This is a genomic window from Sphingomonas sp. AP4-R1, from assembly GCF_013113735.1.
In the GTDB taxonomy this organism is placed as follows: Bacteria; Pseudomonadota; Alphaproteobacteria; order Sphingomonadales; family Sphingomonadaceae; genus Sphingomonas_I.
The window spans coordinates 4,600,472-4,613,387 of sequence record NZ_CP053346.1; the positions used below are offsets into that span (position 1 = coordinate 4,600,472).

Genomic DNA, 12,916 nt, shown 5'->3' on the forward strand with positions numbered 1-12,916 from the left:
CGCAGCATTTTTCCGAAGATGCCAAAGCAGATCGCGTGAACGCTCTGTACCGACGTTGCAAAAGAGAAACAGTAGCGGGCGGGATTTGCCCGGCAAATTCTCATCAGTTTGCTTCCACGCCAATCGCAGCATTATTCATAAATCAGAAATAAATGGGATCTTGCGGATCCCTTGATGGGGTTTTTGATAATGTCTGATGTTCCGTTCGCTCGGCGTATCCGATTGCTCTTGATCAGCCTGCCGCTCGCGACAGGGCTTACGACAGCCCTTTCCGCTCAGAATGCCGCACCGCAGGACGAGCCGTCGATCGTGGTTACAGGTTCGCGCATCGCTCGGCCGACGCTCGATTCACCGATCCCCGTCACCACGCTGTCGGCAGCGGATCTCTCGAAGACCGGGCAGATCAATATCGGCGATACGCTCACGAGGCTGCCTGCGTTGAGCACCAGCTTCAATCAGGCGGGATCGACCGGCTTCATCGGAACCTCCGGCCTCAACATTCTCGACCTCCGCTCGCTTGGCCAGTCGCGCACACTGGTGCTTGTCGATGGACGCCGTCACATCACGTCGCAGGAAGGCGAGTTTCTCGTCGATACCAACACGATCCCGAACGACCTGATCGATCGGGTCGATATCGTCACCGGGGGCAGTTCTGCCGTTTACGGTTCGGACGCCATGGCCGGGGTCGTCAATTTCGTCCTCAAAAAGGACTTTGACGGACTGCGCCTGAACGCGCAGGGCGGGATCACGTCCCATGGCGACAAAGGCACCTACAAATTGTCCGGTGTCTTCGGCAAGAACTTTGCCGAAGGCCGTGGTAATATCGCTGTCGCGCTCGAATATGATCAGGCGCACTTGGTAACCTACGCCGATCGCGACGATATCACCGGTGCATTTTCCGGGCGCAATCAATTCCAGCAGATCGAGAATCCGACGCTGGACAATACGACGCCAGACCGCACGTTCCTGAACCACGTGCACAGCTACGGCTATTCGCCCGGAGGCAACTTCATCGCTTATTCCGGCAGCAGCATCCGCACCTGCGCAGAGGGCGTGGCGGCGGCATGTCTGCCGAACGGTTTTCCGCGCATCTTCCAGTTCGGACAGAACGGCAACCTCAGCGAGATCAATTACGGCACCGACTTCCGCCCCGCCGGCTCAAGCAACAACCAGGGCGGCGACGGCTCCACGCTGAACGAGAAGGGCACGTTGCAGCCGGCGTACAAGCGCTACGTCGCCAATATCATCGGCCACTATGATGTGTCGGATGCCTTCCGCCCGTATTTCGAGGCGAAGTTCGTTCGCGTGAACTCGTTCAACCAGGCCAGTGGCACCTTCTCCCAGGGCGGCGGCCAGGGCCCTGACGAAGAAGCGTATAACGACTATACGGTTATACCTATCCAGTTCGACAATGCGTTTCTGACGCCGCAGGCGCGCGGGATCGTCCAGTCGCTGCTGCCCGCGGGCTCCAGCTTCTTCACGCTCAACCGCAACAGCAATGATTTGGGGACACGCGACGAACGCGATCGCCGCGATACCTGGCGTATCGTGGGCGGCGTGCAAGGCACCTTCAACGACGACTGGAAATATGACGTCGCCGTCAATTACGGCCGCCTGAAAAAGCACAGCACCTTCTATAACAACCGCGTCGAGCAGAATTTCTACAATGCGATCGATGCCGTCCGGAACGGGGCCGGTCAGGTCGTCTGCCGGATCAACCAGACGAGCGTCACCGATCCCAATTGCGTACCGCTGGATATTCTCGGCGAGAATGCGACTGGACAATCAGCTGCGCAGCGTTCCGCAGCGCTTGCTTATGCCTTCACCAATTCGCACCGGACGGGCCGCGCTTCCGAACTCGACGTCACGGCCAACGTGACCGGCGACAGTTCGCAATTGTTCGAGCTGCCGGGCGGGCCGGTTCGCTTCTCGATCGGGGGCGAATATCGCCGCGAGACCGCGTCTTATGCCTATGACGAACTGGTGAGTTCGGGTGCGACCTTCCTGAACGCCATTCCGGATTTCAATCCTCCGTCATTCGCGGTGAAGGAGGCGTTCGGCGAGATCGAATTCCCGATCCTGCGCAACCGCCCCTTCTTTGAAGAGCTGTCGTTGAACGGAGCGGGCCGCGTTTCCGATTATAAGGGCACTGCAGGGACGGTCTGGGCCTATAATGGTGGCGTGGTTTATGCGCCGATCCGCGACATAAGGTTCCGCGTGAACTACTCGAGATCCGTCCGGGCGCCGACGCTGGGGGACCTCTATTCCTCGAATTCGATCGACTATGCGGGCGTGGACGATCCCTGCGATGTGAATTTCATCAACAAGGGTTCGGCGACCCGGGTCCAGAATTGCCGCACCGCAGGCGTGCCCGTGGGGTATGAGAATTCGACGACCCGTTCCAGCACGCTCCAGATCCTGTCCGGCGGCAATTCGAATCTGGGAATCGAAAAATCGCGCAGCTGGACATATGGCGTCGTTCTTCAGCCGCGTTTCATTCCCGGGCTTTCGCTGACCGTCGATTATTACGACATCAAGATCCGCTCGGTGATTTCGGCGGTCGACGCGCAGAGCATATTGAACGGCTGCTACGATGCCGCCGATCTCAACAACTCCTTCTGCGGCCTGATCTTCCCTCGCTCGACCAGCGGTGATTTCCAGACGCCCGCACTGCTGCAATCGTCGCTGAACTTCTCGGCCGAGCGCGCCAAAGGCATCGATGCCGATCTTGCCTACAATCATGCATTCAATGCGGACAACAAACTCGCCTTGCGCGTGATCGGTACGTACAATCGCTATCGGACCGACTTCCCTTATGTTGACGATCCCTCACGGCCGCAGCGTCTGAAGGGCGGTCTGGGCCAGCCGCGCGTCCAATTCAACGCGAGCGCCGATTATACGTTCAAGGGCCTGACGGTCGGATACACGTTCCGCTTCATCGGCAAGCAGTCGATAACCGATTACGAAACCCAGCATGCCGTCCCTGGCCTGGATGGCACGCCATATGATCCTTATTATGCGGATCGCGTGAACTATCCGAGCGTTATGTACCATGATGTGCGTGCGACCGTTCAGGTCAACAGACAGCTGAGCGTCTATGGGGGCGTTGACAACCTTACGGACCGCAAGCCGCCTTATGGTCTGTTCGGCAATGGCAATGGCTACAACACCTACGACACCATCTACGACAATATCGGCCGCTTCATGTATTTGGGCGTGCGTGTAGCCATATAACCCGCAGCAATGCGGCCGAGCGCTATAGCTCGAATGACGCTGGATGGGGGCGCTGCTGTCGATCCGACCGCTCGCCCCCGGACGGCCACCGGCTTACTGGCCAATATACGCATCGTGTACAATCAACGGTCACATCGCCTCCCGCCCGCCAGTCTTTCGCATCGCGATGCCACTCCTAATTCGTTCGATCATTCGGGCTTTGGTCGAGGAAAGCCGAGATAGGCTTCGGCGCAATTCGATACTTTACCGGCAATCTCGCTCCTGAAGGCGGATATGCCACGGGCTCGACAGGCAAGCGGGACCAGAAGTGTCATTTGCCCTGCATTGCCGCGTGGCCGCCTGAGCCGGTCCGGCGGAGGACGTAGAAAACACCAAGAAAGCCGTTGAAAAAACGATCTTCATATTCATCGTCTGGCCGATCCTGTCCTCGGAGCAACGTCGCTCGAGACTATTCGAAGGCCGAAACCGGCGCTTCTGTATTCAGCCACAACGAGGTTTGGCGGCGGGGCGTAGTTGCGGCTCGCCGATCGGATCAGGGCCGGAGTGTCCCCCCATGTTCCGCCCCGTGCCACCCGGAACGTGCACTCCGCGCTGTCGACCGCCGACGCGTCCTTGGGACGTCCGGCAAGCGAGGCCGTGTAGCAATCCTGGGTCCACTGCCACGCATTCCCGATCATGTCGTAAAGGCCGAAGGCGTTGGGCGCGAACGACTTCACCGGCGAAGTGTTCACCCAGACATCGCGCCCACCCGTCGCGCCGGTGCAGCAGACATCCGCACCATAGTTCGCGAAATTATGCGACGGCTCGTCACCCCACGGGTAAGCGGTGACGGAGCCCGCTCTGGCCGCATATTCCCATTCGGCCTCGGTGGGGAGCCGGTAGGGACGCCCCGTCTTGCGACTGAGCCAATCGGCATAGGCCTGCGCCTCCGACCAGCTGACGCAGACGACGGGCTCGTCATCCCCTTGGGCGAAGCCGAGGTGACGCCAGGACGCTGTTCCTGCCTCTCCCTTCGGCAGGCCGCTATAGGCGCAGCCGATGCCGTCCGGGCGGTGAGTGTCGGCGACGAAGGCTGCCCATTGCCGGCGCGTCACATCGGTCTGCCCCATCGCGAAGGACCGGACCTCGATCTGCGTCGGGGGGCTCTCGTCGTCTTTGCGGCCTTGCTCGGTCGCGGGCGACCCCATGACGAACCGGCCGGCCGGAAGCACGATCATGTCCGAACAGTCCGGACAGTCCCGGAACATCGGAAGGCTCTTGGAGGCCGGTTCGGCCGCAAGGGCTGTCCAAGACATTGCCAGTAACAACGTCGTCAGCGTCGCGGCATACGGCTTCATGCTCGACCTCGGCTATTTGTGGTTCGAAGCGTGTCAGATCGCCCGGGTTCGCGCCAGCCGTTGTCGACGCATCCCCGTGCCAACCAAGCCGAAGCCGCCGATGAACATCGCCCATGTCGCGGGTTCCGGCGCATTCGTTGCCTCGGCAGTCGTATAGGTGATGGCGCCGATGTTGAGCGTCGGGTCCGTTGTAGTGAACAGGATCGAACGGATCGAGCCGGTGGCCGAAAACACGTCGGTTACGCGATAGGCCAACGACGTCGAATCCTGCACGAAGCTCCGCCCATCGGACAGCAAGAACGTCACCGGATTGTGGAGAAGCGTACCGTAGGAGAGCGTCACGCTGACGGCCATCTCGGGCAGCGTCATCAGGATATTCGGGATGCCGGTATAGGATTGCTGGGCCGAGATGATGGGCGGCACCGCGTCAGCATCCGAGCCCACCGTGAACAGGGCGGCGCCACCCAAAGCCGAACTGGTCGAGAAGATCACACCATCATAGGTGACCGACGCATCACCCTTCCCGTGAAAAGTGGTCGCGTCCGGGATCGTAACCGTGAAGGTCGCCGCCTGTCCCGCAGACGCGGCCAGCGAAGCCAGGGCGACCAGAGCTGTCGTCAGAGCGAGCTTCATGACTGGATCTCCGATCAAACGGATACACTGGCGGCGGCCCGGCCACTGCGGCGCATCGCGCAGCCGATGACGCCAAAACCGCAGATCATCATGAGCCAGCTTGCGGGCTCAGGGACGGCTGACGGCGTGCCGCGGATCGCGGAATCGGGCAGTCCTTCAAAGTGATAGGAGGCGGCATTGTCGCCAAGGATGGTGAAGTGTGGATCGACCTTGGCGCTGAACGTGGCATATTTCCCGTTCGGCAGCGAAAATTCATCAAGGCTCTCATCCGTCTGGCCCGTGACGTATGCGTACAGGCTCAGGCCATAGGTCGCTCCTGCCTGAAGGTAGACGATGGTGTCGGTGGTAAAGCCAATACTGCCGGTGGGATCGTCGTATGTATCGGCGACATAATTCAATATTTCTCCCAATGGGCCACCCATCTGGAAGCTGGCAATGGCATGCCCCCTTTCGCCGCCGAGACGGGGATCGGAGATGGATGCAAGACCTGCTGCTTCCACGAGCACGGGAATGATCGTGCCAGGATCGGCGCCGAGGAGGGAGAAGCGGTACGTCAAACCTGCCGACGCGGTGAGTTGTTGCAGATAGCTGTTCGTGCCGTAGCTGAAGTTCGGCGGAGCGCCGACGTCAGCCGTCACCGTGCCGCCATCATCGTCATTGGCGCTAGCCGAGGCGCTCCAGCCGTTGCCGCCAATCAGGCTCGCCTCCTGGGGAAGGGTCGGCGTGGCGTTGGTGAACTGGGTGTAGAATTGCCCGTCGATCTGGGCGACGGCGCTCACATTGTAAAAGCTCGTCGCGCCTGCGGGCGACGCGGCTGCCAGACCCATGCCAGTTGCCAGCAGCGCAATGCGTATCGGTTGTTTCACCACCCGCATCCCGGCGCCGGCACGTTCACCAAGCGATTTCAGGTAGAAGCCAAGCATATCACCACCCCGCTAAAGCCGGCCGCCGCGAGGGTATTCGGACCTTGCCTTCGGTGAGAACGGATCGCGATCACGCCATCCTCACCTGCCCCCCAGCGTCATGCCAATTCGATGAGGCTACGGACCGCATTGGGACCGCGCGTCCGCCAAAAGGGGGATGTGTCACCTTTTTCCGGAAAGCGGCTCTTTATTTCATCGGAAGTCGGCGAAGCCAAAGGCCAGGAGTGGATGAAGCGATCGCGCCCGAACGATTATCCGAGATAATCCGCCTGATTTACGACTGTGCGACAGATCCCGCACAGTGGCCGGTCGCGATGGAGGCGATCCGACCCGCGCTCAATTTTCATAATGCGTCGCTCGATCTGCTCCTTCTTCCATCCTGCGGCCGCATTATGGATCAAGCGAAGCATGGCGAAGACACATCTGTCCTGTCTCTACAAACAAATGGCATTCGTCGCCGAGTCGATCTCATGCAGGTTGCCACGAGATGGCTGTCGGCGAACGGTCATAAACCAAGCGGCTGCACGGACCCCATAAGCGACATTCAGGCTGCCCTACCCACTCACCAACTCCAGCCACTGATTCATGTCGATATCACGGCGCTTGCGGGACACCGGATCCATAGCCTGGACGTCTCCGAGGGGTGGTGAACTGCCGGCCCCGACTTCAGGCGAAGCGTACCGTCCGCCGCATCCGTCGGCGCATCGTGCCGCCAAGCATGCCGAAGCCCGCAAGGAACATGCCCCAGGTCGCCGGTTCCGGCACCGAGGCAAGCGGTGCGAAGGTGGAATAGACACCGGAAATGTCCGGGCTGCCCGACCCGACAAAATCATAGATGCCGGTGAAGCCGTAAGACGTCGCGGTCGTGTCGAGGAAGAAGAAGTAACTGTCCTGTCCCGCACTGAGATTGCTACCGAACAGGAAGTTCACGTAATTCTGCCGGGGCTCGGCCAAGACCCGGGCGGCGTCCGGGCCGACTTCGCCGAGGCCGTCAGTCAGATAGTTGGCGTTGAGGCCGACGACCGAGGCCCCGAACAGGCCGATGCGGAATGCCCGAATATCGAACGGCTGGACGCCCGAGAAACTGGTATCATGGATCCGCCACAGGAAGTCGTAGGTGCCATCCACCGCCAGAACCACCCGGTTCTGCACGAAGCCCGAATACGTGCCGCCACCGGCGACGAAGGTGAACGCCTGATCCACGTCTTCGACGACCATGCCGGCGAGATTCGGCTCCGTTGCAGACGTCGTGCCGTTCAGCGTGTTGAGGCCGGTCGCGAGCGTGGTGGCGTCGGCCGTGCCGCAGACGAGCAAGGCGGCGGCAAGCGTAAGATACGTCTTCATGTGTGTCCCCCCAGACCAGCCGGCCGGGCCTGAAGGGCACGACGACTCGGCATTAAGAATTAGTTTACCTCATTTCGGGGGCGTTGCAGTAACCATCGGAGCCGCCGAAGAGGCTCAGATGACGGCACGCGGAGGCACGCATTGGCTCATGCCGGGGTTGAACTTCAGCGTCGCTGCGCTCGTTGGTCGCAGATGACCATGGGACCCAAGCACAGGATCAGCAGCTGGTGCATGCTCGCCGCGATCTGCCTCGCCATCATGGCGCTTGTCGCGATCGGCATCTACGCAGCGACAGAACCGGACTCTGGTCCGAAGTCCTTGGCACGCCAGCCAGGATCTGAGCCGACACGAGCGCCAGCCCGTATTCAGTGACATCCCATGGATCGAGGTGCGGCGTCCCATTGACCGCCGCGCTTCGATGCCCCGCATGGGATCCTTGTGATCGCCATACGACAATGGATGGCAAGTCCCCGCCCGCACGGCATCTCCAAACGCGGGGAGCGCCTGTCGCCTAGTCGATCCGATTAGGCATGATAGTCGGATCGATCAGCGTATCGGCGGATGACGGCGCCTAAAGTCGGTCGCGTTGATCGATCGGGAGCGACCTCATGGTTTCGCAAGTCGGCGTGAACGGCGCTGCAACGGCACGGAGTGGGCAAGCGGGCGACGACATCGCCGGCTCTCTGCTGACGAGCCATCGCCAGAACGGCCGGCTCGATACGGATGGCCTCGCCGAAGCCGTGAAGGCACAGGCCGCGCAGCACCCGGAGCAGGCGAAGACGCTCACCGCCGCGCTGGAACTCCGGATGACGCCGGTCGAGCGCGGCGCGTTCGAAAGCGCCCTCTCCGGCTCCGAGGAGGGCATCGGCGCTTTCTTCGACGGCGCGATCCGGGGTGATTTCTCCGACAACAACAGTTGGTCGAAGCTCGGCGGACAGACCGCGATGGGGTTCGTGCCGATCGCCGGCCAGATCGCCGACGCTCGCGACACCGCCGCCGCCGTTGGCCAGGTCTGGCGCGGCGAGGACGGCGGTTGGCTCAATCTCGGCGCCGCGGCGATCGGCTGGATTCCCGGCATCGGCGATGCCGCCAAGGGCCTGATCCGGGGTGGCGGTCATGCGGCGGAAGGGGTCGAACGCGCCGCCGTGAAGGGCCTGAAGGCGGCCGACGACGCTGGCGAGGCCGGCCACGCCGCCACCCGCACCGAGACGCGCGTCGCGAAGGAAAGCGAAGAAACCACGGCGCGCGCATCCGCGAAGGTCCGCAAGTTCGACGACGCCGATGCGTTCAACGCGGCCGCCAACGATGCCGCGCCGAACACACGCTATGAATATGGCCGCTATTCCTACACGACCGACGACAAGGGCCGGGTCAGCACCGCCGAGGGGCAGGTCGGCCTCGACGCCACCGGGCGCAACGATCCCAAGCTGCAGGCCGAGATCGGGCATGAGGGAAAATCGACCGACATCGGCTTCCACATCATCGGCGATCGCTTCGGGGCGCAGACGAACCGTCTGAACGTGGTGCCGGGCAACGGCAAGCCGATCGGCGATGGGCTCCCCAACCTCAATCAGGGCGCCTACAAAAAATTCGAGAATACGGTCGCCACGCTCGCCGAAAACCCGAAGAACAAGGTCGAGGTGCGGATCGAGGCACGCTATGGCGCGGACAATGCGACGACGCGGCCCGACGGCTTCCAGGCATCCTATCGCGTCAACGGCGGCGCGTGGCGTACCCAGACCTTCGTGAACAAATAAGCGCGAAGCGTCTGGCACCGGACGCCCGACATCGGCATGAACCCGATGCCCGCATGGACGTTTGATCGGGCGCCGAACCGGAGACGGAGCAGATGATGGATTTCACCGAGGCGCAGGCGCAGGTCGTCCGCACGGTCGCGGCGTCGGCCGATGTCGGCCCGTGGCGGCGGCTGCTCGCCAATGTCGAGATCCTCGAACATGCCGACGATTTCCAGGTCGATTATATCTGCCTCGCCGTGGTGGCGGGCGGGGACGATCTGGAAACGCGCCAGTTCCAGCTTTCCGACGATGCGCAAAAAGCGGTGACCGCTTTCTATCGCCAGCGCAGGGACGATGCGGACGAGACGATCGGCGGCTTCGAGCTTGCGATCGACCCTGACGGTCGCTTCCGCTTCGACATCGATCATGGTGAGCCCAAGCGCATCAACGGCGTATGGGACGAGGCGCGGGAAGGCCGGCTCGACAATTATCTCGAGCATTACAAGGCCGAACTCGCCGCGCACCGCTGACCGGCGGACACGCGCGCGATCGTCTTTTCATGGCCACGGCGTCTCCGTGGCGATAACGATGCTCGTCCTCAAGCCAGGCTGATGCCGTTCTAATCGCTTCGACTAGCCCCCCTAATCGTTATGCGGAGCGCGGGGCGATCGCGATCATGGTCTTATCCTTCGGCAACTCTTCAGGGGACCGATGATGACCACGATCAGCGCCAATGCCTTCGTTTCCACGTCTTCCTCGCTCGCGACGGCCTCGGCGGGCGCGCAATTGTCGCTCGCCGCCGGCATCCTCGGCCGCGCGCTGAACCCGCTGAACGCGGGCCCGCTCGCGGTCGGCACCCTGCCCTCGCTCTGGGCGATCGCCGCCTTCAGCCGGGGCGCGCCGGAGCCGGCCGCGCAATGGACCGCCACGACCGGCGCCGAAGGCCGCGCCTCGATCGATCTCGGCGACGGCTACACGATGGAACTGAACGAGAATAATTCGGAGATCGTGATCAACAACGCCAATACCGGCGAAACCACGCAGATCTGGGGCGACCCCCACGTCAATGTCGACGGCAAGCATGCCTTCGATTTCTGGGGCACGACGACGTTCACGCTGGAAAACGGCACGAAGATCACGATCGGCACGGAGGCGGGCAAGACCAACCCGGATGTCTTCTACGCCAGCAACGTCACCATTACGAAGGGCGATCAGGCGATCGTGGTCGACGGGATCAGCCAGCAGGAGAAAGGCGACCTTTCGATCAGCATGGGGGGCAATGGCCGCGCGATCGACGCCGCCACGCGCGACGGCTTCGTGCTCAACGAGAATGCGAACGGCGCCGGCTGGACCTCGATGCTCACGGGCGACGTCGCGACGCAGGCCGACCTCAACGCCACCAAACCGGGTGCCGCCTACGGCCCCGGCAGCGGCATGCCGAGCGTGGACGAACTCAGCAGCACGCTGTCGAGCTTTCTGGTATTCGGCCTCTTCGCCGCTGCGGTGGCGGATCTGGGATCGGCCTCCTCCGCCTCGCAGAGCCACAACACGGCCGCTTTGTTCGCGCGCGCCTTCCTCGCCGTCTGAAATCCCAGCCGGACGACGAACCCACGCCCCCGGAGACGTACGGAACGTCTCCGGGGGCGTCTCGTTTGCGAAGCAGGGCTCCGGGGAGCGATCCGATGGCAGTTTGGGAGGCGGCGATGATGGTGGCGGCGGCGGCGAGTCCCGACGTGCAGGATCATGCGGTGCGCACGGCGCTCCTCGATGCGGCCCGCGCGCCCGTCGCGCAGGCCTTGGGCAAGCCCGTACTTTTCAAGGTCCGCCAGCTCCGCGCCGCCGGCCGCTGGGCCTTCCTTCTCGCCGACATGGAGGAGCGCGACGGCAAGCCGCTCTCCTATGCGGGCACGTCGCGCGCCGAGGCCGCCACACACGGCATGGTTTCCCGCGCCTATGCGGCGCTGCTCCGACGCGATGGCGAAAGCTGGCGGGTGATCGACAGCGCGATCGGGCCGACCGACGTCGCCTGGGCCACGTGGCCGGCCGACCATGGCGCTCCGGACGCGCTGTTCGTCCCCTGACCCGGCGCGCCGGTCTTATGCCTCAATAGGTGCCGTGTTCGTCGGCCGGATACCACCAGCTGAAGCGCCGCTGGAGATCGCGCGTCGAAAAGTCCGTATAGCCGCGATTGCGTTCGCGCCCCATGGCGGGCCGTCCATCGAGCGTGCCGCTCCACCAGCCATTGGCCCCCTTCCCCTCGAAGACCACGCGCGCCCCACGGCCGGAGAATGTGAGCCGGTGCCGCCCGTCGGGGAATATGCGATCCTCCATCCGGCACCGGGCGATCGGCCGCTCGTCGAGCAGACAAATGACCGGTTCGCCCGCACCGGCGACGGCTGCGATGAGGACGGCGATCATCATCGGAAAATGCCGGAACGGGCGAACCCGTTCCGGCCCAGGCGGGGGTTGGAGGATCGATTCGACCCTCCCGGAGGATGGATGTCAGCGATCGAAGACGCCGACCGCGCGTTCGCCGCGCCGCGTCGCCTCGCCGGCGGCGTCGGCCGGCCGTTCGTAGAGACGGCTCACGATCGATCCGGCCGTCCGCGCATCGTCCGTCCCGCGCAGCGCTCGTGCGGCACCGCTTTCGGTCGTCGAAAGCTCGTGCTGCACGAAGCGCAGCTGCTCCGCGAAGGAGGAGCCGTGAATGTCATGCCCGGCCCAGCGCGCGAAATCGCGCTGGCGCGGCCCTTCCCATTGGGCGAGGCCATAGCCCGGTCCGCCACCGATCTGGCGGATGCCCGCGTCCATCCCGCTTTCGGCATCCAGATTGGCGACGATCCCCGCCGCCTGCGCCTGCGTCCAGCCCTGGCTCCGGAAATAGGCCATCGCCTGGTCGATCCGCTGCGCCCGCGTGCCATCGCCGCTGGGCGCGGCCGCACCGGGCGCGGCCTGCGGACCACCGGGCGCCTCGCTGCCGGCCGGCGCGCGCAGGATCTTGCCGCCATGGCTCAGCGCATAATCCAGGCTGTTGTGCGTGATGCGCTGGCTGCCGTCGGCATTGGCGTTGTTCGATCCGATCATCTGGTTGGGGCCGGAGACGATCTCGGTGTGCGAGATGCCGCCGCCCTGCATGATCACCACATCGCCGGGCCGCGCCTGCGAGGCCGGCACCTCCGTCCAGCCGCGTGCGCGGAGCGTGCTGTTGAGCTGCGCGACGGAATCGGTGTGGAGGTTGGCCGGCAACTGCCCCGCCTCGGTCAGCACCGCCGACACGAAGTTGGCGCAACAGACGTCGGACGGCACGTTGGCGTTCATCGGCAGAGCGTCGCGCGTGTTCGTCTTCAGCGACGATGCGTTCTGCCCGAGATACGTGTCCGCGATCTCCGCGACGTTGCCGGTGCCAGTGCCGGGCGTGGCACCGCCGACCCCGCTCACGCCGCCAGAGCCGGCCCGCACCCCACCCGGCAGGTTGATCTGCTGGTTGGGGAAGATCAGGTTCGGGTTCGCGATCTGTGGGTTGGCCGCCTCCAGCGCCGCGAGCGAGACGCCGTGCGCGCGGGCAATATCCCACAAGGTATCGCCGGATTTGACGGTGTAGCTGCTCGGGCCGCTGCTGCCCGATGCGGAAAACGGGCTGCCCTGGGCTGCACTGACGGCGGTCATGCCTTTGCTCCATGCTCCTGGTCGGATGAGGGAAGGCTAATGG

12 protein-coding genes are annotated in these 12,916 nt (G+C 63.4%); 6 read left to right on the forward strand and 6 right to left on the reverse strand.

The genetic code is table 11. The features are described from left to right. Positions 1–189: 189 nt before the first annotated feature. A complete protein-coding gene (locus HL653_RS20890) occupies positions 190–3,234 on the forward strand; it encodes a TonB-dependent receptor (protein ID WP_171746204.1) in 3,045 nt (1,014 codons plus the stop codon). A gap of 404 nt (positions 3,235–3,638) precedes the next feature. On the opposite strand, the gene HL653_RS20895 is transcribed toward HL653_RS20890, so the two are convergent. From HL653_RS20895 to HL653_RS24385, 3 genes are read right to left on the reverse strand one after another with little or no spacing between them, the layout of a single operon-like run. Next, positions 3,639–4,571 carry a formylglycine-generating enzyme family protein gene (locus tag HL653_RS20895; RefSeq protein ID WP_171746205.1) on the reverse strand — a complete coding sequence of 311 codons (933 nt, stop codon included), beginning with the start codon at positions 4,569–4,571 and terminating at the stop codon, positions 3,639–3,641. Positions 4,572–4,604: 33 nt separating this feature from the next. Then, positions 4,605–5,204 carry a PEPxxWA-CTERM sorting domain-containing protein gene (locus HL653_RS20900; protein WP_171746206.1) on the reverse strand — a complete coding sequence of 200 codons (600 nt, stop codon included), beginning with the start codon at positions 5,202–5,204 and terminating at the stop codon, positions 4,605–4,607. 14 nt (positions 5,205–5,218) lie between these two features. Further along, entirely contained in the window at positions 5,219–6,127 is a 909-nt protein-coding gene (locus HL653_RS24385; RefSeq protein WP_253717216.1) for a PEPxxWA-CTERM sorting domain-containing protein, read from the reverse strand. Between the two features lie 224 nt (positions 6,128–6,351). On the opposite strand from HL653_RS24385, the gene HL653_RS20910 reads away from it, so the two are divergent. Then, positions 6,352–6,777, forward strand: coding sequence for a hypothetical protein (locus tag HL653_RS20910; RefSeq protein ID WP_171746207.1), 426 nt, complete (start codon positions 6,352–6,354; stop codon positions 6,775–6,777). Positions 6,778–6,793: 16 nt separating this feature from the next. Here HL653_RS20910 and HL653_RS20915 read toward each other — a convergent pair whose 3' ends face one another. Further along, positions 6,794–7,471: a PEPxxWA-CTERM sorting domain-containing protein gene (locus HL653_RS20915; protein WP_253717218.1), complete on the reverse strand. Its 678-nt coding sequence runs from the start codon at positions 7,469–7,471 to the stop codon at positions 6,794–6,796. Between the two features lie 608 nt (positions 7,472–8,079). On the opposite strand from HL653_RS20915, the gene HL653_RS20920 reads away from it, so the two are divergent. The 4 genes from HL653_RS20920 to HL653_RS20935 all read left to right on the forward strand — a co-directional run bounded on the left by HL653_RS20920 (position 8,080) and on the right by HL653_RS20935 (position 11,288). Continuing rightward, positions 8,080–9,228, forward strand: a complete 1,149-nt coding sequence (locus tag HL653_RS20920) for a DNA/RNA non-specific endonuclease (protein ID WP_171746208.1) — start codon at positions 8,080–8,082, stop codon at positions 9,226–9,228. Between the two features lie 92 nt (positions 9,229–9,320). Further along, a complete protein-coding gene (locus HL653_RS20925; RefSeq protein ID WP_171746209.1) occupies positions 9,321–9,737 on the forward strand; it encodes a hypothetical protein in 417 nt (138 codons plus the stop codon). Positions 9,738–9,918: 181 nt separating this feature from the next. Further along, positions 9,919–10,794, forward strand: coding sequence for a DUF1521 domain-containing protein (locus HL653_RS20930; RefSeq protein WP_171746210.1), 876 nt, complete (start codon positions 9,919–9,921; stop codon positions 10,792–10,794). A 95-nt stretch (positions 10,795–10,889) separates the two neighbouring features. Then, positions 10,890–11,288, forward strand: a complete 399-nt coding sequence (locus tag HL653_RS20935; RefSeq protein ID WP_171746211.1) for a hypothetical protein — start codon at positions 10,890–10,892, stop codon at positions 11,286–11,288. A 22-nt stretch (positions 11,289–11,310) separates the two neighbouring features. On the opposite strand, the gene HL653_RS20940 is transcribed toward HL653_RS20935, so the two are convergent. Beyond that, positions 11,311–11,628, reverse strand: coding sequence for a hypothetical protein (locus tag HL653_RS20940; protein WP_171746212.1), 318 nt, complete (start codon positions 11,626–11,628; stop codon positions 11,311–11,313). A gap of 81 nt (positions 11,629–11,709) precedes the next feature. Beyond that, positions 11,710–12,873, reverse strand: a complete 1,164-nt coding sequence (locus HL653_RS20945; protein ID WP_171746213.1) for a phage tail tip lysozyme — start codon at positions 12,871–12,873, stop codon at positions 11,710–11,712. Between the last annotated feature and the right edge of the window lie 43 nt (positions 12,874–12,916).